The 22,655-nt window shown below is 68.2% G+C and carries 25 protein-coding genes; 21 read left to right on the forward strand and 4 right to left on the reverse strand.

Translation table 11 applies throughout. The annotated features are described in order from the left end of the window. Positions 1-212 precede the first annotated feature (212 nt). Positions 213-845 (forward strand): regulatory protein RecX, encoded by a 633-nt coding sequence (locus HDC34_RS14880; protein WP_179557560.1) that lies wholly within the window; start codon positions 213-215, stop codon positions 843-845. Here the strand turns inward: HDC34_RS14880 and HDC34_RS14885 are convergent. Continuing rightward, on the reverse strand, positions 807-1,748 hold the full coding sequence (locus tag HDC34_RS14885) for a hypothetical protein (RefSeq protein WP_179557561.1): 942 nt from the start codon (positions 1,746-1,748) through the stop codon (positions 807-809). The genes HDC34_RS14880 and HDC34_RS14885 overlap by 39 nt on opposite strands. A 67-nt stretch (positions 1,749-1,815) precedes the next feature. Here HDC34_RS14885 and miaB point away from each other — a divergent pair, with 67 nt between their 5' ends. Genes miaB through dapF form a run of 3 tightly spaced genes read left to right on the forward strand, consistent with a single transcriptional unit; the run spans position 1,816 to position 5,216 of the window. Next, positions 1,816-3,339, forward strand: coding sequence for a tRNA (N6-isopentenyl adenosine(37)-C2)-methylthiotransferase MiaB (miaB, locus tag HDC34_RS14890; protein ID WP_179557562.1), 1,524 nt, complete (start codon positions 1,816-1,818; stop codon positions 3,337-3,339). Beyond that, positions 3,336-4,253: a tRNA (adenosine(37)-N6)-dimethylallyltransferase MiaA gene (gene miaA / locus HDC34_RS14895; RefSeq protein ID WP_104311514.1), complete on the forward strand. Its 918-nt coding sequence runs from the start codon at positions 3,336-3,338 to the stop codon at positions 4,251-4,253. Before miaB ends, miaA begins: the two co-directional genes overlap by 4 nt. A gap of 51 nt (positions 4,254-4,304) precedes the next feature. After that, on the forward strand, positions 4,305-5,216 hold the full coding sequence (gene dapF, locus HDC34_RS14900) for a diaminopimelate epimerase (protein ID WP_179557563.1): 912 nt from the start codon (positions 4,305-4,307) through the stop codon (positions 5,214-5,216). Here dapF and HDC34_RS14905 read toward each other — a convergent pair. Continuing rightward, positions 5,185-5,796 (reverse strand): class I SAM-dependent methyltransferase, encoded by a 612-nt coding sequence (locus HDC34_RS14905; protein WP_104311516.1) that lies wholly within the window; start codon positions 5,794-5,796, stop codon positions 5,185-5,187. The genes dapF and HDC34_RS14905 overlap by 32 nt on opposite strands. Positions 5,797-5,832: 36 nt before the next feature. Between HDC34_RS14905 and hflX the strand changes: the two genes are divergently transcribed. Next, complete coding sequence (gene hflX, locus HDC34_RS14910; RefSeq protein WP_104311517.1) at positions 5,833-7,356, forward strand: GTPase HflX; 1,524 nt, start codon at positions 5,833-5,835, stop codon at positions 7,354-7,356. Between the two features lie 96 nt (positions 7,357-7,452). Here the strand turns inward: hflX and lexA are convergent, their stop codons facing one another. Continuing rightward, on the reverse strand, positions 7,453-8,106 hold the full coding sequence (gene lexA, locus HDC34_RS14915) for a transcriptional repressor LexA (RefSeq protein WP_104253014.1): 654 nt from the start codon (positions 8,104-8,106) through the stop codon (positions 7,453-7,455). A gap of 225 nt (positions 8,107-8,331) precedes the next feature. Between lexA and HDC34_RS14920 the strand changes: the two genes are divergently transcribed. The 12 genes from HDC34_RS14920 (at position 8,332) to HDC34_RS14975 (ending at position 19,612) form a co-directional block, all read left to right on the forward strand. Beyond that, complete coding sequence (locus HDC34_RS14920) at positions 8,332-8,646, forward strand: LysM peptidoglycan-binding domain-containing protein (protein ID WP_179557564.1); 315 nt, start codon at positions 8,332-8,334, stop codon at positions 8,644-8,646. Between the two features lie 67 nt (positions 8,647-8,713). Further along, the gene (locus HDC34_RS14925) at positions 8,714-9,802 is read left to right on the forward strand and encodes a histidinol-phosphate transaminase (RefSeq protein WP_179557565.1); all 1,089 of its coding nucleotides are present in this window, start codon (positions 8,714-8,716) and stop codon (positions 9,800-9,802) included. A gap of 9 nt (positions 9,803-9,811) precedes the next feature. Continuing rightward, on the forward strand, positions 9,812-10,420 hold the full coding sequence (hisB, locus tag HDC34_RS14930; protein WP_179557566.1) for an imidazoleglycerol-phosphate dehydratase HisB: 609 nt from the start codon (positions 9,812-9,814) through the stop codon (positions 10,418-10,420). Continuing rightward, positions 10,417-11,070 (forward strand): imidazole glycerol phosphate synthase subunit HisH, encoded by a 654-nt coding sequence (gene hisH, locus HDC34_RS14935; protein WP_179557567.1) that lies wholly within the window; start codon positions 10,417-10,419, stop codon positions 11,068-11,070. Before hisB ends, hisH begins: the two co-directional genes overlap by 4 nt. Before the next feature lie 121 nt (positions 11,071-11,191). After that, entirely contained in the window at positions 11,192-11,935 is a 744-nt protein-coding gene (gene priA / locus HDC34_RS14940; RefSeq protein ID WP_104286150.1) for a bifunctional 1-(5-phosphoribosyl)-5-((5-phosphoribosylamino)methylideneamino)imidazole-4-carboxamide isomerase/phosphoribosylanthranilate isomerase PriA, read from the forward strand. Between the two features lie 18 nt (positions 11,936-11,953). Further along, complete coding sequence (locus HDC34_RS14945) at positions 11,954-12,811, forward strand: SseB family protein (protein ID WP_179557568.1); 858 nt, start codon at positions 11,954-11,956, stop codon at positions 12,809-12,811. 99 nt (positions 12,812-12,910) lie between these two features. Further along, the gene (locus HDC34_RS14950) at positions 12,911-14,032 is read left to right on the forward strand and encodes a polyprenyl synthetase family protein (RefSeq protein WP_179557569.1); all 1,122 of its coding nucleotides are present in this window, start codon (positions 12,911-12,913) and stop codon (positions 14,030-14,032) included. After that, positions 14,029-14,898: a phytoene/squalene synthase family protein gene (locus HDC34_RS14955; RefSeq protein WP_104311524.1), complete on the forward strand. Its 870-nt coding sequence runs from the start codon at positions 14,029-14,031 to the stop codon at positions 14,896-14,898. The genes HDC34_RS14950 and HDC34_RS14955 overlap by 4 nt, the downstream gene beginning before the upstream one ends. Next, complete coding sequence (gene crtI, locus HDC34_RS14960) at positions 14,895-16,463, forward strand: phytoene desaturase family protein (RefSeq protein WP_179557570.1); 1,569 nt, start codon at positions 14,895-14,897, stop codon at positions 16,461-16,463. The genes HDC34_RS14955 and crtI overlap by 4 nt, the downstream gene beginning before the upstream one ends. Then, positions 16,460-17,152 (forward strand): monooxygenase, encoded by a 693-nt coding sequence (locus HDC34_RS14965; protein WP_104311526.1) that lies wholly within the window; start codon positions 16,460-16,462, stop codon positions 17,150-17,152. Before crtI ends, HDC34_RS14965 begins: the two co-directional genes overlap by 4 nt. A gap of 82 nt (positions 17,153-17,234) precedes the next feature. Continuing rightward, the gene (locus tag HDC34_RS14970) at positions 17,235-18,074 is read left to right on the forward strand and encodes a carotenoid biosynthesis protein (protein ID WP_211891564.1); all 840 of its coding nucleotides are present in this window, start codon (positions 17,235-17,237) and stop codon (positions 18,072-18,074) included. Then, a complete protein-coding gene (locus HDC34_RS14975; RefSeq protein WP_179557571.1) occupies positions 18,071-19,612 on the forward strand; it encodes an NAD(P)/FAD-dependent oxidoreductase in 1,542 nt (513 codons plus the stop codon). The genes HDC34_RS14970 and HDC34_RS14975 overlap by 4 nt, the downstream gene beginning before the upstream one ends. A 50-nt stretch (positions 19,613-19,662) precedes the next feature. Here the strand turns inward: HDC34_RS14975 and HDC34_RS14980 are convergent, their stop codons facing one another. Next, positions 19,663-20,037 carry a DUF1844 domain-containing protein gene (locus HDC34_RS14980; protein WP_104311528.1) on the reverse strand — a complete coding sequence of 125 codons (375 nt, stop codon included), beginning with the start codon at positions 20,035-20,037 and terminating at the stop codon, positions 19,663-19,665. 292 nt (positions 20,038-20,329) lie between these two features. Here HDC34_RS14980 and infC point away from each other — a divergent pair, with 292 nt between their 5' ends. The 4 genes from infC (at position 20,330) to HDC34_RS15000 (ending at position 22,620) form a co-directional block, all read left to right on the forward strand. After that, a complete protein-coding gene (gene infC, locus HDC34_RS14985) occupies positions 20,330-21,001 on the forward strand; it encodes a translation initiation factor IF-3 (protein ID WP_104253000.1) in 672 nt (223 codons plus the stop codon). Next, positions 21,001-21,195 (forward strand): 50S ribosomal protein L35, encoded by a 195-nt coding sequence (rpmI, locus tag HDC34_RS14990; protein WP_068481113.1) that lies wholly within the window; start codon positions 21,001-21,003, stop codon positions 21,193-21,195. The genes infC and rpmI overlap by 1 nt, the downstream gene beginning before the upstream one ends. Before the next feature lie 40 nt (positions 21,196-21,235). Then, positions 21,236-21,622 carry a 50S ribosomal protein L20 gene (gene rplT / locus HDC34_RS14995; RefSeq protein ID WP_104252999.1) on the forward strand — a complete coding sequence of 129 codons (387 nt, stop codon included), beginning with the start codon at positions 21,236-21,238 and terminating at the stop codon, positions 21,620-21,622. A 197-nt stretch (positions 21,623-21,819) separates the two neighbouring features. Next, positions 21,820-22,620: an RNA methyltransferase gene (locus tag HDC34_RS15000; RefSeq protein ID WP_151424830.1), complete on the forward strand. Its 801-nt coding sequence runs from the start codon at positions 21,820-21,822 to the stop codon at positions 22,618-22,620. Positions 22,621-22,655 lie beyond the last annotated feature (35 nt).

Genomic DNA, 22,655 nt, shown 5'->3' on the forward strand with positions numbered 1-22,655 from the left:
CGGTGACACCGCTCTTCGGGTCGTCACCGGCGAGCGACCAGTCAGCGTCTGAGGCTGACGTGGTGGCCCCGGCCACAGAGCAAGCTCCGTCGAGTCCGGGGAGGCGAGACGCTGCCAGCTCTGCGGCAGAGTCCCGCCCCTCGACCGGCGGAGCCCCGAGACTCGTTTCCATCCCAGGCGGGCAAGGCGAAACACAGGCTTTCACGGCCGTCGTGCCCGCTGGGATGGACGCGGAATCCCGGCAACGGCTGGTCGAGGAGGCACAGGAGACACTGGTCCGAGCGCTCGCTCGCAGCGACCGGTCCATCGAGGAGGCGCGGCGCCTGCTCCGCGACTGGCGGGGCGAGGACCCTCAGGGCGCGCAGGCTCCCGAGGACGGCTCCGAGGAGGCCGCCGACTATGAGGCGTCGCTTCGTCTTGACGACGACGAGACCGAGCAGGTGATCGAACGCTGCACTGAGCTCGGCTACCTCGACGACTTCAGGCTCGCCGAGCTGCTCGTGCACAAGGCCAGAGACAAGAAGCGGTCGGGCATCCAGGGCGTCGAGCGGACACTTCGCGACCGGCACCTCTCCACGGAAGCGATCCAGGAGGCGCTCGCCGAGATCGATCGCGACGATGAACTCGAACGTGCCACCGAACTCGCCACTGAGCGTGCCAGGAGGGTGACGGGAGTCGAGCCCGACGCGGCAATCCGACGCATCGCCGGGTTCCTCTCCAGGCGCGGCTACTCTGCAGGCGTCGCGTTCACCGCCGCCAGGGAAGCCGTCCAGGGAGGTCCCAGGACGCGCCGCCCGTCGAGCGGCTCAGCCGGCGTGTTCTTCGGCGTCACTCCCGTCGAGTAGCGCCAGCGCAACGCGCTGCCCCTCAGCGTCGCGGGCGACCTCGAGGCGGACCAGAGCCTCCTCGAGGGCTCGCCGGGCTGCGGCTGGAGCACCAGCCCGATCGTGTGCCTCAGCCAGCACGAAGCCCACGCGACCTGCCGCGCGCAAGTCGCGTTCCGCTTCCAGGGCCGAGATGGCAGCCATCGCCTGCGTCGCCGCACGTGACGGCTCGCCGTCCCGAAGCGCCGCGCGAGCACGGCGTACCGCCACGATCGCGGCCTCCTGCTCCCGCTCGGCAACGGGCGCCAGGTGCAGTGCCGCGATCTGCAGGTTGGCATCGAAACCAGCGAACACCGCAGCACCCGACGGGAACGACGTCGCCCCGAGGGCCAGGAGCATCTCGGTCCGCCCAGCGAACTCCACGGCCGTCACGGGCCCCCCGTCCGACGCCGCGGCCGGAGCGACCACCTCGTCCACCCACCGATCCCACGCGAACTCGCTCTGCCGGTACTGATCGCGCAGCCCCGCGTCGCAGACGATCAGCAGCCCATGCCGCGGCTCGACAACCGGGACCTCGCCCTGGAGCTCACTCGGCAGGGAATGCCAGTACGCCTCATCGCGAGGGGCGTCCCTCCAGCGCTCCGGTTCGTCATGCATCGAGATCGTCAGAGCCTCGAGGCGCGAGGCTCCCAACTCATCCATGACCACCGTGGTCACGGCCTGCAGCGGACCGCCGCCCACCTTCAGCACCAGGCCGTCGACTCCGTTCTCACCGCCCGCCGGACCGACATACAGGGCCCCGCTCGGCGCCGAGATGACAGCCGAACGGTCCCCGCGCGCCTCAACGCGGCCAGCGTCGGTCTGCAGCAGCCCCCTCTGGAGAGCAAGAGAAGTCGCCGGTGTGACGCCGTCATCAGTGGTCATGGCTCGCATCCCGCCAGCGTAGCGGTGGCAGTGCGCCATCGTGAAGCGAACGTAGAATTGGCGGATCATGAGCGAGACAGCCACACCCATCGCACCCTCCCCAGCTGCACGCAGACCAGACGGGTCGCCGAGGAGCTACGAAGTGCGCACGCTCGGCTGTCAGATGAACGTGCACGACTCCGAGCGCATGTCCGGTTCGCTGCGAGCTGCTGGGTACGTCGAAGCCGACGGCCTCGAACCAGACGTCGTCGTCATCAACACGTGCGCCGTCCGAGAGAACGCGGACAACCGTCTCTACGGCAACCTCGGGCAGCTGGCGGCCATCAAGCGAGAACACGAAGGCATGCAGATCGCCGTCGGTGGATGCCTGGCCCAGAAGGACCGCGGAACGATCCTGGAAAAGGCCCCCTGGGTCGACGTGGTCTTCGGAACACACAACATGGGGGCCCTGCCGAGCCTGCTCGAGCGGGCACGTCACAACGACGAGGCCCAGCTCGAGATCCTCGAGTCACTCGATGTCTTCCCGTCGACCCTGCCGACCAAGCGCGACTCGACCTACTCCGGGTGGGTGTCCATCTCTGTGGGATGCAACAACACCTGCACCTTCTGCATCGTCCCGTCTCTCCGTGGCAAAGAGAAGGACCGTAGGCCGGGCGACGTCCTCGGCGAGATGCGTGCGCTCGTCGACGACGGCGCGATCGAGGTGACGCTGCTCGGGCAGAACGTCAACTCCTACGGGGTCGAGTTCGGCGACCGCCGGGCATTCAGCAAGCTCCTTCGCGCTGCCGGCCAGATCGAAGGCCTCGAGCGCGTGCGCTTCACGAGCCCCCACCCCGCCGCCTTCACGCAGGACGTCATCGATGCCATGGCGGAGACGCCCAACGTCATGCCTCAGCTGCATATGCCCCTGCAGTCCGGCTCGGACCGCATCCTCAAAGCCATGCGGCGCTCGTACCGCAGCACGAAGTTCCTCGGCATCCTCGACAAGGTGAGGGAGCAGATGCCGCACGCTGCCATCACCACCGACATCATCGTCGGCTTCCCGGGCGAGACCGAAGAGGACTTCGCCGAGACCATGCGCGTCGTCGAGGCCTCGAGGTTCGCGAGCGCCTTCACATTCCAGTACTCGATCCGGCCGGGCACGCCCGCCGCGACGATGCCGGATCAGGTGCCGAAGGCCGTCGTGCAGGAGCGCTACGAGCGGCTGATGGCATTGCAGGACCGCATCAGCCGCGAGGAGAACGAGAAGCTCGTCGGCTCGGTGCAGCGGATCCTGGTCAGCGCCGGCGAGGGGAAGAAGAACGGCGAGACACACCGCATGTCCGGGCGAGCCGAAGACAACCGGCTCGTGCACTTCTCTGTGCCGACTGGTGTGGAGCGTCCGCGACCCGGTGACGTCGTGACCGCCGAGATCACGGCCGCGGCCTCCTTCCATCTCGTGGCCGACGCTCGCTCATCCCACCTCGACGTCCGCCGGACGACGGCGGGGGATGCCTGGGATCGTTCGCTCGCGGAGAGCTGCTCGGTACCCGCGCCGGGAGGTGCCCAGAGCCGCGTCTCGCTCGGTCTCCCGACGCTCCGGCGAGCCTGACCGTGTTCATCACGATCGGGGGAGCGACCGGTACGGGCAAGTCGCGGCTCTCGCTCGAAGTTGCCGCGCGGCTTCGCGCCACGGGTCGAGGAGCGCAGATCATCAACGCCGACGCCATGCAGCTGTACCGCGGCATGGACATCGGCACCGCGAAGCTCAGCCTCGAGGAACGCGAGGGAGTTCGGCACCACCTCCTCGACGTCCTAGAGGTGACCGAGGACGCGAGCGTCGCCTGGTACCAGGAACGTGCGCGGGCGCTCATCGAGCAGATCGAGGCCGAGGGGGACGTGCCCATCCTCGTCGGCGGATCCGGTCTCTACATCGCCGGCGTGTGCTTCGATCTGCGTTTCCCTGGAACCGACCCGCAGGTCCGCGCGCGACTCGAGGCCGAGCTGGAGAGTGCCGGACCTGGCCCGCTGTTCGCACGTCTGCGCGAGCTGGACCCGACCGCCGCAGCCACGATGGACGCGCGGAACGGCCGTCGTCTCGTCCGCGCGCTCGAGGTGATCGAGGTCACCGGCGAGCCATTCAGCGCGCAGCTGCCCGACCAGGAGGCGACCTGGCGGGACGTGACCTTCGCCGTCGTCGAAGAGCACCGCGAAGTGCTCACGCCGCGGCTGGACGCCAGGGTGGAGCGGATGTGGGAGAGCGGACTCCTGGAAGAGACGGAGATGCTGGCGGAAGCGGGCCTCGAACGCGGCACCACCGCGAGACGAGCCATCGGCTACCAGCAGGCGCTCGCGCAACTTCGAGGCCAGTCGTCTCGGGCCGAGGCGATCGCGGAGGCGCAGCTGCTCACTCGGAAGTACGCGAGGCGACAGGTCTCGTGGTTCCGTCGCTACAGCAGAGCCGTCCGCGCGCACAGCGGCGAGAGCTTCGCCGCCCAGCGCATCATCGAAGCAGCCGGACTCTGACGCCGTGTCCGCTGCGCACGGGCCGGGTCAGATGTCCGTAGCATTGACGCCATGACACAACTCGCGTTCACCAAGGCGCAGGCCACCGGCAACGACTTCGTCCTCGTCTCCGACCCGGATGGCGAACTCGAGCTCGGGCCTCAGCGGGTGGCGCGGCTGTGCGATCGCAACTTCGGCGTCGGCGGCGATGGGCTCATCCGCGCCGTCCGTTCCGCCCACCTTGCAGAGGGCCGCGAGCTGCAGGCCGTGAACCCCGGTGCAGAGTGGTTCATGGACTACCGCAACGGCGACGGATCCATCGCCGAGATGTGCGGCAACGGTGTCCGCGCCTTCGCTCGATTCCTCACCGAGACCGGGCTGGCGACGCTCGCGGAGGGCGAGCGCCTCGAGATCGGGACCCGCGCTGGCCTCCGGATCGTCGAGCGCGAGGGCGACGGCTTCCGCGTTGACATGGGTCCGTGGCGTCTGGATGGCGGAGAGCCGCTGGTGACCGTGCCGCACATCGGTGTGTCCCGCCCGGGCCTCGGCATCGATGTCGGCAACCCTCACGTCGTCGTGGCCCTCTCGAGTGAGGAGGAGCTGGATCGCCTCGAGCTCTTCCACGCCCCGCTCATCGAGCCTGCCCCCGAGCTCGGCGCGAACGTCGAGTTCGTGGTGCCGCACGACCAGCTCGTCCAGGACGGGGTCGGGCACATTCGGATGCGCGTCCACGAGCGCGGTGTCGGCGAGACGCTCTCCTGCGGGACAGGCGCCGTCGCATCGGCGCTTGCTGTCCGCTCCTGGGCTGGCGCAGGCGCGCCGGACGTGTGGTCCGTGCGAGTCCCGGGTGGCGTCCTCAACGTCACCGTCGCACCTGTCGACGGCGTCGAGCACGTGTTCCTGTCCGGGCCGGCCGAGATCGCCTTCACCGGCGTTGTCGAGGACGACCTCGCTACTGAGCTCGCCGTACCCGCAGCACTCTGAATCCGGCGTCCGTCGAGTGGCGCTCGACCGACAGCTCCGGGCCGAACTGCTTCGCGATCCAGGCCTGCAGCGAGTCGCCGCCGAGCTTCTTCGCGACGACGAGCCATGCCTCCCCGTCTGCGCTGAGGCGGGGAAGCCAGTCCATGAGCAGCTCATGAAGCGCGTCCTTGCCGATCCTGATGGGCGGATTGGACCAGATGAGGTCGAAGCGGGCGTCAGCGGGGACATCGGCTGGCAGGGACGTCCTGATCCGATCGAGGCGGAGGTTCTCCGCGTTCTCACGGGTCAGGAGGAGCGCTCGCTCGTTGACGTCGACCGCCCACACATCGAGTTCGGGCGACTCGAGCGCCAGGGCCAGGCTGATCGCGCCCCAGCCGCAGCCGAGATCCAGCGCCGTGCCAGTTGCTGGAGGCTTCGGGGCGGCGGCGAGGAGAGCTTGCGTGCCTCGGTCGAGGTGCTCCGGGCTGAAGGTGCCTCCGGCCGTGGTGACGGTCGCGGCGTGCCCCCTGAGCCTGACCTGGATGCTTCGCCGCTCGAGCGGGCCGTCTGGGGTTGCTGAGAAGTAATGCTGAGCGGTCACCCCTAGACGCTAGCACCGGCGTAGAATCGTACGAATATGCGAGATTCTGAAACTCCTCCAGGCGAGAGCAACGACGCGATCGACCGAATCCTGCGAGCGGCGAGAGAGCCGGGCGCCACCATGACCCTGTTCTCGTCCGGGCGTGCGCAGGCACTGCAGGACGGTGCGAGCACGGGGTACGACGGCGAATCCGATGGTGACCAGCTCGAACGCGAGGCGCGCCAATCCCTGCGGCGCGTCGAGAGCCTGCGCACGGAACTCGAGGACGTCACCGAGGTCGAGTACCGCAAGGTGCGTCTTGAGCGGGTTGTCCTGGTCGGGGTCTACCGTCGCAACTCCCTCGAGGAGGCCGAGAACTCCATGCAGGAGCTGGCCGCTCTCGCGGAGACGGCGGGCGCCGTCGTCCTGGACGGCGTGCTCCAGCGGCGACCCAACCCGGACCCGGCCACGTACCTGGGCCGAGGCAAGGTCGCTGAGCTCAAGGAGATCGTCGCGGCCCTCGAAGCCGACACGGTCGTCGCGGACACGGAGCTCGCGCCAAGCCAGCGGCGTGCGCTCGAGGACGAGATCAAGGTCAAGGTCATCGACCGCACGGCCGTGATCCTCGACATCTTCTCCCAGCACGCGAAGAGCCGAGAGGGCAAGGCTCAAGTCGAGCTGGCGCAGATGGAATACATGCTCCCGCGCCTCCGAGGCTGGGGTGAGTCGATGTCCCGCCAGGCCGGTGGGCAGGTCGGCGGCGGAGCCGGTATGGGCTCGAGAGGTCCCGGTGAGACGAAGATCGAGCTCGATCGTCGCCGCATTCGCACGAAGATGGCCAAGCTCCGGCACCAGATCGCGGACATGAAGGACGCGCGCGACGTGAAGCGCGCGACTCGCGAGCGCAACCAGGTGCCGGCCGTCGCCATCGTCGGCTACACCAACGCCGGCAAATCGAGCCTCCTCAACCGCATCACCCACGCGGGTGTGCTCGTCGAGAACGTGCTCTTCGCGACGCTCGACGCGACGGTGCGCAAGGCATCCACGGAAGACGGCCGCCCGTACACGATCGCCGACACCGTCGGGTTCGTGCGCAACCTGCCTCACCAGCTTGTCGAGGCCTTCCGATCGACGCTCGAGGAGCTGCAGGCTGCCGATGTCATCGTGCACGCCGTCGACGCCTCGCACCCGGACCCGGCCGCCCAGCTCGCCACCGTGCGTGACGTCATCGGCGAGGTCGAGGCGCACGACGTCCCGGAGATCGTCGTCTTCACCAAGGCCGACCTCGTCGACAGCGATCGACGCCTTGAACTGCAGGGCCTCGCGAATGACGGCATCTTCGTGTCTGCGCACACCGGCGAGGGCATCGACCTGCTGCTCGCTCGAATCGCAGAACTGCTTCCGACGCCGGAGGTCACGATCGACGTGCTCGTGCCGTTCGAACGCGGCGACCTCGTCTCCTACCTCCACGAGCGCGGTGCTGTGCTCGAGCTGGGTCACGAGGAGGGTGGCACGCGCCTCAAGGCGCGAGTGAATCCCGACCAGCTCGGCCTGTTCGAGGAGTTCACCGTCGCGGGCTGAGTCGCTGCAGCGCGATTGAGCACTGAACGCAGAAGAGCGGCAAGCCCGATGGGCTTGCCGCTCTTCTGCGTTCAGGCGGGTCTTCTGTGGAGAGGATCAGATGGAACGGAGCACCGCGACGACCTTGCCCAGGATCTCAGCCTCGTCGCCCAGGATCGGCTCGAAGTCGCTGTTGCGGGGGAGCAACCAGATGTGTCCGTCCCGCTTGCGGAAGGTCTTGACCGTGGCCTCGCCGTCGAGCATGGCGGCGACGATGTCGCCGTTCTCGGCAGTGCGCTGTGACCGCACCACGACCCAGTCGCCATCGCAGATGGCGGCGTCGATCATCGACTCGCCGACCACGCGGAGCAGGAAGAGCTCGCCCTTGCCAACGATCTGGCGGGGGAGCGCGAAGACATCCTCGACCTGCTGCTCAGCCGTGATCGGGATGCCGGCTGCGATGCGACCCACGACGGGTACGAAGGCGGCCTCCGCCGTGTCGTTCGAGTCGCCATCGTCGGCATGGTCGAAGTGCACGAGCACCTCGAGGGCGCGTGGCATGCCCGGGTTCCGCTTGATGTAGCCGAACTTCTCAAGCTGCCCGAGCTGATGGGTCACGCTCGAGAGCGAGACCAGCCCGACCGTATCGCCGATCTCCCGCATGCTCGGCGGGTACCCGCGAGTGCGAACCGACTCGATGATGCAGGTCAGGATGCGCTCCTGCTTCTCGGTCAGCTTTCTGTAGATGTCACTCGCTGGCTTCTTGGCCATGTCGTCTCCGTCCGCTCTCCGACACGGAATGTCGGTGGCAGGTGATGCACTGCCTGATAGCGCCAACCCTACCGAGGGTGCACGCAGCTACGAAACATTTCTTCGAGTGTTGTGGAGGAAAGTTCGACAGATTCGAACGTTCGACCTTGACTTGACACTTTGTTCGTAGCTATATTCAGTACATACATTCGACCACTCGAAGATGTGGACGAATCAGGAGGAATCATGAACAACACTGCCGCACCGCTCCGCCTCACCACTCGAGGCCGCCGGGTCGTCCTGGCGCTCGCCGCGCTGCCCGTCGCCGCCGCCATCGCGCTCGGGGCCACGCACATGACCTCTGCAGCGGCATCGAACGAGACAGCCGATGTCGAGTTCGAGTACGTCACGGTCGGCGCGGGCGACACTCTCTGGGGAATCGCCGAGGAGGTCGCGGGCGACGCAGATGTCCGCGACGTCATCGTCGAGATCTCCAAGCTCAACGCGCTCGAGAACGGCACGGTTCAGGCCGGCCAGCGCCTCGCGCTCCCGCTCGACTGACGTCGTACATGTCGTCGACGAACACCTCGGCCGGGGCGTGGTGGGGGCCTCGTCGTAGGCTTGTCCGGTGACCTCGTTCGAAGACCTGCCCATCCGCGACGACCTTCGCGGACTCACCCCATATGGTGCGCCTCAGCAACCGGTGCGCGTCGCCATCAACGTCAACGAGAACCCGCACCAGGTTCCAGAGGTCGTCGCAAGACGCATCATCGAAGCGATCGCTCGCGAGCTCCCGGGTCTCAACCGGTACCCGGACCGCGAGTTCACCGCACTCCGGGAGCGGCTGAGTGTCTACCTGGGTCACGGCATCTCTCCCGAGCAGGTGTGGGCGGCGAACGGCTCCAACGAGATCATGCAGCAGCTCTTGCAGGTCTTCGGGGGGCCAGGCCGGAGTGTGCTCAGCTTCACACCCAGTTACTCGATGTACCCGCTGCTCACCCAAGGTGTGGGGTCCACCTGGGTGCCCGTGCCGCGCGCCGGTGACTTCACGATCACCGCAGAGCTCGTCACCGAGGCCATCGAGCGGGAGCAGCCCGACATCACGATCATCTGCTCGCCCAACAACCCGACGGGCACCGCGACCGACCTCAGCGTGATCGCCGCGGCCTACGAAGCGACCGACGGCATCCTCATCGTCGACGAGGCCTACGCCGAGTTCCTCCCAGACGGCGAGGAGACCGCGCTCTCGCTGCTTCCCGGGCGCGAGCGGCTCGTCGTCTCGAGGACCATGAGCAAGGCATTCGCGTTCGCGGGTGCTCGAGTCGGGTACTTCGCGGCCGACTCTGCCGTCGTGGATGCCGTGCGGTTGGTCCGCCTTCCCTACCACTTGTCTGCAATCACCCAGGCCGCGGCAACCGCCGCACTCGAGTGCTCCGAGATCATGCTGCAGCAGGTCGACGCCATCCGCGAGCAGCGGGACCGCCTTCTCGCAGAGCTCCCGGCGCTCGGTTTCACGCCCTGGGAGTCCGGGGCGAACTTCGTGCTCTTCGGGGGCGTCGATGACCCGGCAGACACCTTCGCTCGGCTGCTGGAACGCGACATCCTGGTCCGCGACGTCGGCATCCCGAACACGCTCAGGGTGACGGCGGGTACACGGGCGGAGACGTCCGCGTTCCTGGACGCTCTCGCCGAGATCACGAACGCCGGAAAGGCCTAGGCTGGAGGGATGACCACGACGCCACGCACTGCGACGCTCTCGCGAGCAACGAGCGAGTCCTCCATCGAGCTGAGCCTGAACCTGGACGGCACCGGCATCGCCGACATCCAGACGTCGGTGCCGTTCTACGACCACATGCTCACGGCCTTCGCGAAGCACTCGCTCACCGACCTCACGGTCCGCGCCACGGGCGACACGGAGATCGACGTGCACCACACGGTGGAGGACACGGCGATCGTCCTCGGTCAGGCGATCCGGCAGGCCCTCGGCGACAAGTCCGGTATTGCCAGGTACGGCGACGCGCGGGTTCCGCTCGACGAGTCGTTGGCTGAGGCAGTCGTCGACATCTCAGGGCGACCGTTCCTCGTGCACACGGGGGAGCCGGACGCGTTCGTCTACCACCTCATCGGCGGTCACTTCACGGGGGCGATGGTGCGCCACGTCTTCGAGGCGATCACCTTCCACGCCGGTCTGACCGTGCACGTCGAACTCATCCGCGGGCGCGACCCCCACCACATCGCCGAGGCAGAGTTCAAGGCATTCGCCAGGGCGTTCCGCGCTGCGAAGCGCGTCGACCCCGAGGTCGTCGGCATCCCCTCGACGAAGGGCGCCCTGTGACCGGACCCGCCCGTCCGCGCGTCGTCGTCGCCGACTACGGCTCAGGCAACGTGCACTCGGCAGTCAAGGCGCTCGAAGCGGCGGGAGCCGACGTCGAGCTCACCGCCGACCGCGCCGCAGCCTACGACGCCGACGGCTATGTCGTCCCGGGCGTGGGCAGCTTCGCGCACGTCATGGAAGCCATCAACCGGCAGCGCATCGGCGAGATCGTCGGCAGGCGCCTCGCCGGCGGTCGCCCGGTCCTCGGCATCTGCGTCGGCATGCAGATCTTCTTCGACGGCGGCATCGAGGGCGGGGAGCGCGCCGAGGGTCTCGGCGAGTGGCCAGGGGAAGTGACCGAGCTCCACGCCGACGTGCTTCCGCACATGGGCTGGAACCTCGTCGAGCCGCCGACCGACTCCAAGCTCTTCGCGGGCATCGCCGATGAGCGCTTCTACTTCGTGCACTCGTACGCGGCGCACGAGCTCCCGCTCGAGCCGCATCCCAAGGCCCGCCCGGTGCTCGTCACATACGCGGAGCACGGCGAGCGCTTCATCGCGGCCGTCGAGAACGGCCCGCTCTCCGCCACGCAGTTCCACCCCGAGAAGTCTGGCGAGGCCGGCGTTCGCCTGCTCCGCAACTGGATCGAGACGCTCCCGACGCGGGCCTAGGCCGATCGCCTCGGCGCGCGGCGCGACTGCCTGCCGATACGCTATTGCCCGGACGGCCAGGGCCTGACCTTCCGGCGTCGACGTCCAGGCGCCTCTGAACGAGAACAAGGAACCAACGCTCGTGAGCGAATTCAACACGTCACCGGAGCTCGTGCTCTTCCCCGCAATCGACCTCGCGGGTGGTAAGGCCGTCCGCCTGGTCCAGGGGGAAGCAGACTCGGCCACGAACTACGGCGACCCCGTCGATGCGGCCGAGGACTGGATCGAGCAGGGCGCCGAGTGGATCCACCTCGTCGACCTCGACGCCGCCTTCGGGCGCGGTGAGAACCGCGGCGTCATCAAGCGCGTCATCCGGGCCGCCAAGCACGTCAACGTCGAGCTGTCCGGCGGGATCCGCGACGACGAGTCGCTCGAGCGTGCGGTCGAAGCCGGTGCGAGCCGCATCAACCTCGGTACGGCGGCGCTCGAGAACCCGGAGTGGGCCGCCAGCGTCATCGCCCGCTACGGCGAGCTGATCGCCGTGGGTCTCGACGTGCGGGGCACGACGCTCGCGGCCCGCGGCTGGACGCGCGATGCCGGCGACCTCTGGACAGTGCTCGAGCGTCTTGAAGAAGCCGGTTGTGCTCGCTACGTCGTGACCGACGTGACCAAGGACGGCACGCTGCAGGGCCCGAACCTGCAGCTCCTGAGCGACATCCTCGACCGCACCGATCGACCTGTCGTGGCCTCCGGCGGCGTCTCGAGTCTCGATGACCTCGTCGCTCTCCGTGGGTTGGTCCCGCAGGGGCTCGAAGGTGCGATCATCGGCAAGGCCCTCTACTCCGGGGCGTTCACGCTGGTCGAAGCGCTCGACGTCTCGTCCTGAATCGAGAGGCGCCGACCCATGCCGTCCCTGCCTGAGCACTTCCACCCGAGCGAAGCTGACTCGGCCGGCCAGAGCTGGTCGGGGCGGAGCTTCGGCGACAACCCCTTCCGTGACGACGACGGCACTGCGCCGGCAGCGTTCCTCGCCGCGATGCAGCGCTTTCGCGCACGCGAGGCCGGGCCGGACGCCGTCGTCGACGCTCTCCGTCAAGCGAGAGTGCTCATCCCTCTCGTCGCGAAGCTCGGCGAGGCCGGTGTCAACGAGCAAGGTGCCACCGTCGACAAGAGCGCCGATCTCTCGATCGTGACCGTCGCCGGTCCGGATGGTCGCACCGTCCTTCCCGTGTTCACGTCGGCTGATGCGATGAAGCGGTGGAACCCGACCGCCCGCCCGGTCCCGGCGCTCATGCAACGTGCCGCCATCTCCGCTGCGGCCGAGGGCAGCGACCTCATCGTCGTCGACGCGACGAGTGACACGGAGTTCGTCGTCCGTCGACCTGCGGTGTGGGCGATCGCGCAAGAGCAAGAGTGGGTCGCTCCGTGGGTCAACCCCGTGGTCGCCGATGAGCTCTCTCGGGTCATGGCAGAGCTGGTCGAGGTGCTCGGTGTCGACCTCGTGCCTGGCGATCCGGAGGCCCGGCTGACCGGACCGGAGCTGCGGGTGGTGCTCCATGTGGGGCCAGCGGTCGGCCGCGATGAGCTCGCCGACCTGTCGCGGCGGGCCAGTGAGCTGCTGCAGGGGAGTGAAGCGTTCCGCACCGAGGTCGATTCCCTCGGCATCTCCTTCTCCCGTGCCGCCGGGTCTCACGCGGGGGAGGCGCAGGGCCGTACGGGCCTCGATTCTAAGCGGTCCTGGTGGCGTCGCAGAGGGGATTGACCTGGCTCAGCATGTCGGGCAAGGCTTGCCTGTAGGCTCACCGAGAAGTAATTAGATACTCTTATAGCTAGCCAACCGAACTAAAGGGAGTGGTGCCGAGTGATTCGTGAGCCTCTGGCGAGCCCCCGTGGCCAGGGTTCGGACTTCGAGCTTGCAGCGAAGCAGCTGCTCGAGGTGCGACGGCGCATCGAGGAGTTCCTCGACGGGCGCGTCCAGGCGGCCAGTGTCATCGATGAAGGCCTCGCGACCCTCTGGCGCATTACGGCTCGGAGTGCGGAGGGCGGCAAGCTCTTTCGGCCGGCCCTGGTCGTACAGAGCTACCTCGCCTACACGGGCGCGGAAGAGGTACCGGATGCGGTGATCGAGCTGGCGACGGCGACCGAGCTCCTCCATCTTGCGTTCCTGACGCACGACGACGTCATCGACAACGACACGATGCGCCGTGGTGTGCGGAACCTGCTTGGGAGCGTCGAGGAGATCGTCGGCGGTTCGGAGTTCGATGACGAACGCGGGAACCGTCTCGGCCAGGCCGCCGCGATCCTGGTCGGTGACCTCCTGCTCTCGGAAGCCCACCTGCGCGTCGCGCGCATCGACCTGCCGCATGCGGTGCGCCTCCGTGTGCTCGACGCCATCGAGCGTGCGCTCTCCGTGTCTGTGGCCGGAGAGTTCAGCGATGTCAGCCTGTCGGTCCGGGCAGACCATCCCGCGCTCGCCGAGGTGCTGTCCATGAGCTCGAACAAGACGTCGGCGTACACCGTTCTGCTTCCGCTGGAACTCGGCCTGATAGCGGCGGGTGGAGAAGACCTCGTGGACGCGCGGCTCATCGCACAGTTCTCCGATGCGGCTGGCCTGGCGTTCCAGCTCCAGGATGATCTCTTCGGCGTCTTCGGAGATCAGCACAAGCTCGGGAAGGCGCCGTACTCGGATATTCGCGAGGGCAAATTCACGGCACTGATCGCGCTCGCGTGCGGGACACCCGTATGGAACGAGCTCGAGTCGCTGCTCGGCGACCCGCAGCTCAGCGAGATCGACGGAGCGAAGGCGCGCGACCTCATCGACGCGTCCGGTTCACGTGCGGCTGTCGAGCAGGAGCTCGCGGCGCAGTTCGCGAGGGCGAGCGCCGCGGCCCGTGCCGTTGGCGCCTCGGGCCGCGAGGGCGATAGGAATCTTGCGGAGATGATGGAGCGGCTGCTCATGCTGCTGGAGCGGCGCACCTCATGATCTCTCCGCTCGAGCAGTACACGCGCACGGCGGAGAAGTCTGCGGCAGAGGTCATCTTCGCGTACTCGAGTTCCTTCGGGGCGGCCACGCGGCTGCTCGGCCGCCGCACGGTGAAGCCCGTGCGCAGCATCTACGCGCTCGTCCGGGTCGCCGACGAGATCGTCGACGGTGTGGGAGCGCTCGCCGGCCTCTCGCTCGAACAGCAGCACGCTGCGCTGGACGGGTTGGAGGCGCAGACGCTGGAGGCGATCGAATCCGGATTCAGCACCAACCTGGTGGTGCACGCGTTCGCGGTGACGGCGCGACGCTGTGGGTTCGGGGCCGAACTGGTCGTCCCCTTCTTCGCGTCGATGCGCATGGACCTGGAGCCGAAGTCCCTCGACGTGGAGGAGCAGCGGCGGTACGTCTACGGCTCCGCCGAGGTCGTCGGCCTGATGTGCGTCCGCGTCTTCCTGACGGGCGTCTCTCGCACGGACGAGGAACGCGAGCGGATAGACGCGGCTGCGTGCGCGCTCGGCGCGGCTTTCCAGAACGTGAACTTCCTGCGCGACGTGGGTGATGACGCCGATCGGCTCGGCCGGGACTACCTCCCGGTGGAGGGGCTCGAGTCGGCGCCGCTCGACGAGCGTCGCAAGCTCATCTGGCTCGACCGCATCCGCGCAGATATCGAGACGGCGGATGCGGGCATCCCGCTGCTTCCGCGAGACTGCAGGAGGGGTGTCGCGCTCGCGAGCGCGCTCTTCTCCGCCCTGGCCGACCGCATCGCGGCGACGCCAGCGGAGCAGTTGCGCACGACGCGAGTCAGGGTTCCCGGCGCCGAGAAGGCGCGTATCGCAGCACGAGTCCTTCTGGAGACACGATCATGAGCACTCGAGCAGTTGTCGTCGGCGCTGGAATGGCGGGGCTCGCCACGGCGATCCTCCTCGCGCGGGACGGTTTCGCCGTGACCGTGCTCGAGAAGAACGACAGGGTGGGAGGCCGAGCCGGTCTTCTTGAAGTCGATGGGTTCCGCTTCGACACCGGCCCGAGCTGGTACCTCATGCCGAGCGTCTTCGACCACTACTTCGCACTGGCGGGCACGAGCACCGAGGAGCAGCTCGACCTCAGGATGCTCGACCCCGGCTACCGCGTCTTCCCGGAGCCGACCGCCGACGGCGCACGCAGCGAGCCCATCTCCATCCCGTACGGCCAGGACGCCGTGCGTGAGCTGGTCGCCGAGCTCGAGCCTGACGCGCTCTCCGCGTTCGATGACTACCTCGAGACCGCCAGACGCGCCATGGACATGGCCGAGGACGTCTTCCTCTACAACACGTTCGCGAACCCGCTGTCCCTGGTCGGCGAGCGAGTCCGCCGCGAGCTGCCGGATCTCCTCACCTGGCTGACCACGCCCCTCGAGAAGTTCGTCGAGGAGTCCTTCACGCATCCGCTGCTTCGCCAAATCCTCGCGTACCAGGCTGTGTTCCTCGGAACCGACCCGCGCCGCGCGCCGGCGATCTACCACCTCATGAGCCGCATGGATCTCGTCGAGGGCGTGCAGTACCCGATGGGTGGCTTCACGGCCGTGGTGGATGCGCTGCACGGCCTCGCGGTCGAGGCCGGAGTCGAGTTCAGGCTCGAGGCCGAGGTCACGGGCATCGCCGTCTCGCACGGGTGGAGCCGTGGTGTGCACTGGCGGGACGCGGCGGGCAAGCGGCACTTCGAGGACGTCGAGGTGGTCGTCTCGGCGGCTGACCTGCACCACACGGAGACGCAGCTGCTGCCGGAGCGGTACCGCAGCTACCCGGAGCGGGTGTGGCAGAAGACCGACTCCGGTCCGGGCGCCGTGCTCGTGATGCTCGGTGTCGAAGGCGAGCTGCCGACGCTCCCGCACCACTCGCTGCTCCTCACGAAGGAGTGGGGCGAGAACTTCGACGCCATCTTCGGGACTGGCGTTGCGCTGCCGGACCCGGTCTCCGTCTACGTGTGCAAGCCGAGCGCAACCGATCCCGAGGTCGCGCCAGACGGGCACGAGAACCTGTTCATGCTCATCCCGGTGAAGGGGGATCCCGCCATCGGCGGGGGAGGAGCGGACGGCCGGGGAGACGCGGAGGTCGAGCGCATCGCCGACCTCGCGATCGCCCAGCTCGCCGAGTGGACCGGGGCTCCCGATCTGGCCAGCCGCATCGTCGTTCGGAGCACGCTCGGGCCCGCGGACTTCGTGAACGACTACAACTCGTGGCGCGGCGGCATCCTCGGCCCGTCGCACGAGCTCGCCCAGTCGGCCATGCTCCGAGCGGGCAATGCCTCCCCGAAGGTCAAGGGGCTGTACTACGCGGGTGCGACGGTCAACCCCGGTGTCGGTGTGCCGATGTGCCTGATCAGCGCGGAGCTCGTCCTCAAGCATGTGCGGGGCGACCGCAGCGCCGGGCCGCTGGGGGTCGAGAACCGGTGACGGTCGCCACCGTCCACCTCTGGGGAACCGGTAGCGCGAGCACCGGCCTCGGGTTGACGGCGAAGACGACGCTGCAGCTGCTCGGGCGCCGCAGGCCGGAGGGGCTGCGCTTCTCCCGCATCCTCGGCACGGCGAAGGGGACGAGCTTCTCGTCCCGAGACGCCGACCTCGGGCACTGGGCGCTGGTCGCCTCCTGGGAGTCGCAGCAGGCGGCTGATGCCTTCGACCGTGGGCCACTGGTCGCCGCCTGGGATGCGAGCGCGCGGGAGCGGGTCAGGGTTCGCATGCGCGCCATCCGCTCCGTCGGGCTGTGGGGCGGCCGCGAGCCGTTCGGCCCGGCGGTTGCCGAAGCAGCCGAGGGGCAGCGGGTCGCCGTGATCACTCGCGCCCGGATCCGTCCCTCGGCGGTGCACCGCTTCTCTGGGACCGTGCCGCCCATCGCCGCCGAGCTGATGCAGGCGAGGTCGCGTGGTCTGCGGCTCGGATTCGGGATGGGGGAGCTCCCGGCGGGCCTGCTGGGCACCTTCACGCTGTGGGAGTCGGCGCCAGCGCTTCGGGAGTTCATCGCCGGTGCGCCGTCGCACCGCGCGGCGATGCTCGACAGCAGGGCTGGCGAGTGGTTCGCGGAAGAGCTCTTCGCCAGATTCGCAGTGGATGCGGTCGAAGGGTGGGCGGGCGAGACGGGATGAGCTCCGTGCGGCGAGACCCACCACGGGCCACGGGACCAGACGACGAAGATCCAGAGCCACGACCGAGAGGAACGGACTCAAGATGAACGCCATCACACGACGACTCATGTGGGTGACCCTTGCCGCCGGCATGTTCGTGCAGAGTCTCTTCGCCTTCACGGGTGGGGGAACGATACCGCTGACGATCGCGAGCGTCGCGCTCCTGGCTGCCACCGGCGTGCTGCACGCCTGGGCGACGAGGGGGCCGAAGTTCGCGTCCGTGCTGCTCGCAGCGGCCGCGATCGGCTTCTTCGCCGAGGTCGTCGGCGTCGCGACGAGCTTCCCGTTCGGGCAGTACATCTATACCCCGTCGCTGGGCTTCTCGCTCTTCGAGGTGCCCCTGATCGTGCCCCTCGCGTGGGTGACGATCGCCTACCCGGCGGTCATCATCGCGCGGCGCCTCGTCGGCACGGCCCCCGGGGTCCTGCGCCGCATCGCGCGCGTCGCGGTCGCCGCGTGGGCGCTGACCGCCTGGGACGTGTTCCTCGACCCGCAGATGGTCGACTCGGGGCACTGGGGCTGGAAGCACCCTGATCCCGGCATCCCCGGCGTCGACGGCATCCCGCTCACGAACTTCCTCGGCTGGTACCTCGTCTCCCTCATCATCTGCGGGCTCATCGATGCCGTGGCCGCGAGGTCGAAGCGGATCGAGGGCGCACCGGGCGACGCGGTTCCGTTCACGGTCTACCTGTGGACCTATGCGACGTGCGTCGTCGGCAACCTGACCTTCTTCGAGCGTCCGAGCGTCGCTCTCGTCGGCGGCATCATCATGGGCGCTATCGCGGTGCCGCTTGTCGTCGTGCTGCTGCGCGACTGGCGTGCGCGCAGGTCGACAGATGACCTCGTGACAACCGGCGCTCGCAGCGGGGACGCTCCGCGATGAGCCGTGTCGTCGTGATCGGCGCGGGCGTCGGCGGGCTCGCCACGGCGGCGCGCCTCGCGTCGCTCGGTCACGACGTGACGGTTCTCGAGCAGTCCGACGTCATCGGCGGGAAGCTCGGCACCATCGAGCACGATGGCTTCCTCTTCGACACTGGGCCATCGCTCGTGACGATGCCGTACGTCTTCGCCGAGCTGTTCGGTCAGACGGGTGCGCCGCTCGAGTCGGTGCTCGAGCTCCGGCGCCTCGAGGTCGCGTGCAGGTATCGATTCGCGGACGGCACCGAGCTCGACATGCCCGGTCGCGTCGAGGAGATCCCCGGTGCGCTGGATGCGGCACTCGGTTCAGGATCTGGGCGGCAGTGGTCGAGGTTCCTCGAGCGCTCCGGAAAGGTGTGGGACATCGCCCGTGGCCCGTTCCTCGAGTCGCCCATCACCGCGGCCGGTATCGCGAGGCTCGCCGCGAACCCGCTGTCGCTCGCGAAGGTCGCCCCGTGGCGGAGCCTCCGCGGCTTCGGCGAGCAGGACCTCGCCGACCCGCGCCTGCGCGCGCTGCTCGACCGCTATGCGACCTACACCGGCTCGGACCCGAGGCGGGCGCCGTCGGCCCTTGCGACCGTCCCGTTTGCAGAGCAGGCGTACGGGTCCTGGTACGTGCCTGGTGGTCTCTGGCGCCTGGGCGCAGCCATCGCCGACCGGGCCCGCGAGTGCGGTGCGCGAATCCGGACGGGGGTGGATGTGACCCGCATCCTGCAGGAGGGTGCGCGGGTATCGGGCGTCGAGACGGCGGACGGCGAGCGCATCGCCGCCGACGTCGTGGTCTCGAACGCAGACGCGGAGACGGTCTACGGGAAGCTGCTCAGCAGCGAGGGCGCCCGGCGCGCGGCGAGGAGCCACGCGAAGCTCGACCCGTCGCTGTCCGGGTTCGTCCTGCTGCTTGCGCTCGACGGGCTGGACGAGGTCGCCTTCGAACACGGCGAAGCCACGCACCACCGGGTGCTCTTCGCCGAGGACTACGACGCTGAGTTCGACGCGATCTTCGGCATCGGAGGGCAGGCGCAGTCGGGGCCGAAGCCGGTCGAGCGGCCCACGATCTACATCGCCGCACCCGAGGACCCGGAGATCGTTCCCGGTCCAGGCAGCGGTGCCTGGTTCGTGCTCGTCAACGCGCCTCGCCACGACCCCGAGCACGGCGTCGACTGGAATGAGCCCGGCCTCGCCGAGCAGTATGCGGAGTCGCTGCTCGAGCTGATGGCCGAACGTGGCGTGGACGTGCGCGACCACGTGCGGTGGATGCGCATCCGCACGCCCGCCGACCTCGAGCGGGAGACGCGCTCACCAGGGGGCTCGATCTATGGCACGGCGTCGAACGGGGCGAAGGCGTCGTTCCTGCGTCCTGCGAACCGGCAGCCGGTCGAGGGACTCTACCTGGTCGGGGGGTCATCGCATCCCGGGGGCGGCCTGCCGCTCGTGACCCTCTCCGCGGCCATCGTGGCGGAGATGATCGGCCCGGCTGAGGGGCGAGGCTCGACCGCTCCCTGAGCCGCCTGCCCACCGCGACGTGCGGCGATCCGGCAGGCGGCTGCGAACGACTAGCCGTAGACGGGACCCGTGAGGTCCTCGCCCGGCCCCTTGCCGACGGCGTCGGGGTGGTCCGACGCTTCGCGGAACGCGAGCTGCAGCGAGCGAAGACCGTCGCGGAGCGGTCGCGCGTGGTGGTCGCCGAGGTACGGGAGGCTCGCGGTGAGGAGGCCGGCAAGTGCTGAGATGAGCTTGCGGGCCTCGTCGAGGTCGAGCTCGTCCTCACCGCTGTCCTCATCGAGTCCGCACGCGACCGCTGCGGCGCTCATGAGGTGGACTGCAGTGGTCGTGATGAGCTCCACCGCGGGCACTTCGCCGATGTCGCGGCGCAGGTCGCCGTACTCGGGATCGGTGGCGGAGGGGTTTTCGAGTGAGGCGTCGGTCACGCTGGTCCTTTGTGCGAAGTTCTGGTAATGTAGCGATCGGTTTCTGCTGTGCAGAGACCGCGAAAGAGGATTCGTCCCACCCGCGCAAACCGCTCTACGTAGGTTACCGGGTTGCTCCACTCCCTTCCTCAGTTCGGCCTCACGGCTGGGCGGGAAGAGGTCACAGAGCCTGCAGGACGTGCACGAGTTGCGCGATCTGCAGACTCCATGACGTCGGGTGGAAACACGCTGCGAGCGCAGTGCTGTTGGTGTGACGCCTCCTTTCCACATTCAGTGAAGTCAGGAGCCTTCCATCAGCGAACCACGTACCAATGACCGCATCCGTGCCAGTGAAGTCCGCCTTGTCGGCCCGGGCGGTGAGCAGGTCGGAGTAGTCAAGCTCGAGATGGCCCTGCGCCTCGCGCAGGAGTCTGAGCTCGACCTCGTCGAGGTCGCCCCTAACTCGAAGCCACCCGTCGCCAAGATCATGGATTACGGGAAGTTCAAGTACGAGGCCGCCCAGAAGGCCAAAGAAGCCCGCCGCAACCAGGCCAACACGGTCCTGAAAGAGGTCCGCTTCCGCCTGAAGATCGACGCCCACGACTACGAGACCAAGCGCAAGCGCGCTATCGGCTTCCTCGAAGACGGCGACAAGGTCAAGGCCATGATCCAGTTCCGCGGTCGCGAGCAGTCGCGCCCGGAGATGGGCGTGCGTCTTCTCCAGCGCTTCGCTGAAGAGGTCTCGGAGTACGGCACCGTCGAGTCCAACCCCATGATCGATGGCCGCAACATGGTCATGATCATCGGCCCGTTCCGGAACAAGTCCGACGTGAAGGCCGATGCCTCCGCAAAGCGGAACGCCGCTCGCGAGGCGTCGCGGGCGGCCAAGCACGGGCAGCCGTCACCAGACGAAGCTGCACAACCAGCTGTAAATGAAGCTGCGACAGAGTCTGCAGCAGAGTCTGCACCAACAGAGGAGAAGTAATGCCGAAGCAGAAGACCCACTCGGGCGCCAAGAAGCGCTTCAAGGTCACCGGAAGCGGCAAGATCATGAAGCAGCAGGCTGGCCTCCGCCACAACCTCGAGGTCAAGTCCCCCGGTCGCAAGGCTCGCCTGAACCAGGACCAGCTCCTGTCCCCGGCCGACGCCAAGGTCGCCAAGAAGCTGCTCGGCCACTAAGCCGCCCCGCACACGAACTTACTGAGGAGAATCAACACACATGGCACGTGTAAAGCGGGCGGTTAACGCCCAGAAGAAGCGTCGCGTCATCCTTGAGCGCGCATCCGGCTACCGCGGACAGCGTTCGCGCCTGTACCGGAAGGCCAAGGAGCAGGTCATCCACTCGATGGTCTACTCGTACCGCGACCGTCGCGCGAAGAAGGGCGAGTTCCGTCGCCTCTGGATCCAGCGCATCAACGCCGGGTCCCGCGCGAACGGCCTCACGTACAACCGCTTCATCCAGGGCCTCGGCCTTGCCGGCATCGAGGTCGACCGCCGCATCCTCGCTGAGCTCGCCGTGAACGAGCCCGCGACGTTCGCGGGTCTCGTCGAGGCCGCCAAGCAGGCCCTCCCGGCCGACACGTCGGCCCCGCGCGCAGCAGCGTAGCGAACTCCGCGGCCCGACTCGATATGCAGTCAGCGGCCGTCTGAACATGCGGCCGAGAGTCCAGCTCTCGGCCGCATTTTCTTTTGCCTCGAGCTCCGCAGCCGCCCGCATCGGGACGGTGCCGCCCCGCATGAGATCGGCCCCTGAACCATCACTCCAGCCAAGCAGCGCCCCGTGCGCAGGAAGAAGTCGACACCATGATCGAGAGTCCGCGGAACGCGCGAGTCAAGGAAGTCAGGAAGCTCTCGCAGAAGTCCGAGCGCCAGGAGACTGGCCTGTTCGTCATCGAGGGCCCGCAGGCCGTCCGTGAGGCGCTCGTCTCGCGCCCCGAGCTCATCGAGGAGCTGTTCGTCACGCCCACGGCGCTCGAGCGTCACTCCGAGCTGCGCGGCCTCGCCGAGGAGGCGCAGCTCGAGGTCGACTTCGCGAGCGAGGAGGCCATCGACGCGATGGCGGACACCCGCACGCCCCAGGGCGTGATCGCGGTCTGCCGTCAGTTCCCGGCCTCCATCCGGGATGCGCTGAGCGGCTCCCCGAAGCTCGTCGCCATCCTCGAGGAGGTGCGCGACCCTGGCAACCTGGGCACGATCATCCGGGCAGCTGATGCTGCGGGTGCTGACGCCGTGATCCTCACGGGTCGCACGGTCGACCTCTACAACTCGAAGGTCGTCCGCTCGAGCACCGGCTCGATCTTCCACCTTCCGATCGCTGTCGAGGTGACGCTCGACGTCGCGACCTCGCGCGCTCGTGACGCGGGACTGCGCGTCGTGGCCGCCGACATCGACGGTTCGGATCTGCTCTCCGCGCGCGAGTCGGGCGAGCTGGCTCAGCCGACCGCGTGGCTCTTCGGCAACGAGGCCCGTGGCCTCGATGCGGAGCAGCTGGCCTACGCTGACGCGACGATGAGCGTGCCGATCTACGGTCAGGCGGAGTCGATGAACCTCGCGACCGCCGCATCCGTCTGCCTGTACGAGAGCGCCTTCGCGCAGCGCGCGTAGCGCCCGCGAGCCGCAGTAACGAAACGCTCCCCGCT

The sequence above is a fragment of the Pseudoclavibacter sp. JAI123 genome (genome assembly GCF_013409665.1).
Classification (GTDB): domain Bacteria; phylum Actinomycetota; class Actinomycetes; order Actinomycetales; family Microbacteriaceae; genus Pseudoclavibacter.

What these genes read in the sequence shown, in the direction of transcription:
- HDC34_RS14920 (WP_179557564.1), top strand. Translation starts at nt 8,332, where the DNA reads ATGAACAACACTGCCGCACCGCTCCGCCTCACCACTCGAGGCCGCCGG.
- HDC34_RS15000 (WP_151424830.1), top strand. Translation starts at nt 21,820, where the DNA reads ATGATCGAGAGTCCGCGGAACGCGCGAGTCAAGGAAGTCAGGAAGCTC.
- hflX (WP_104311517.1), top strand. Translation starts at nt 5,833, where the DNA reads ATGCGAGATTCTGAAACTCCTCCAGGCGAGAGCAACGACGCGATCGAC.
- HDC34_RS14945 (WP_179557568.1), top strand. Translation starts at nt 11,954, where the DNA reads ATGCCGTCCCTGCCTGAGCACTTCCACCCGAGCGAAGCTGACTCGGCC.
- HDC34_RS14885 (WP_179557561.1), bottom strand. Translation starts at nt 1,748, where the DNA reads ATGACCACTGATGACGGCGTCACACCGGCGACTTCTCTTGCTCTCCAG.
- rpmI (WP_068481113.1), top strand. Translation starts at nt 21,001, where the DNA reads ATGCCGAAGCAGAAGACCCACTCGGGCGCCAAGAAGCGCTTCAAGGTC.
- dapF (WP_179557563.1), top strand. Translation starts at nt 4,305, where the DNA reads ATGACACAACTCGCGTTCACCAAGGCGCAGGCCACCGGCAACGACTTC.
- HDC34_RS14970 (WP_211891564.1), top strand. Translation starts at nt 17,235, where the DNA reads ATGAACGCCATCACACGACGACTCATGTGGGTGACCCTTGCCGCCGGC.
- lexA (WP_104253014.1), bottom strand. Translation starts at nt 8,106, where the DNA reads ATGGCCAAGAAGCCAGCGAGTGACATCTACAGAAAGCTGACCGAGAAG.
- rplT (WP_104252999.1), top strand. Translation starts at nt 21,236, where the DNA reads ATGGCACGTGTAAAGCGGGCGGTTAACGCCCAGAAGAAGCGTCGCGTC.
- hisB (WP_179557566.1), top strand. Translation starts at nt 9,812, where the DNA reads ATGACCACGACGCCACGCACTGCGACGCTCTCGCGAGCAACGAGCGAG.
- crtI (WP_179557570.1), top strand. Translation starts at nt 14,895, where the DNA reads ATGAGCACTCGAGCAGTTGTCGTCGGCGCTGGAATGGCGGGGCTCGCC.
- HDC34_RS14955 (WP_104311524.1), top strand. Translation starts at nt 14,029, where the DNA reads ATGATCTCTCCGCTCGAGCAGTACACGCGCACGGCGGAGAAGTCTGCG.
- HDC34_RS14975 (WP_179557571.1), top strand. Translation starts at nt 18,071, where the DNA reads ATGAGCCGTGTCGTCGTGATCGGCGCGGGCGTCGGCGGGCTCGCCACG.
- miaB (WP_179557562.1), top strand. Translation starts at nt 1,816, where the DNA reads ATGAGCGAGACAGCCACACCCATCGCACCCTCCCCAGCTGCACGCAGA.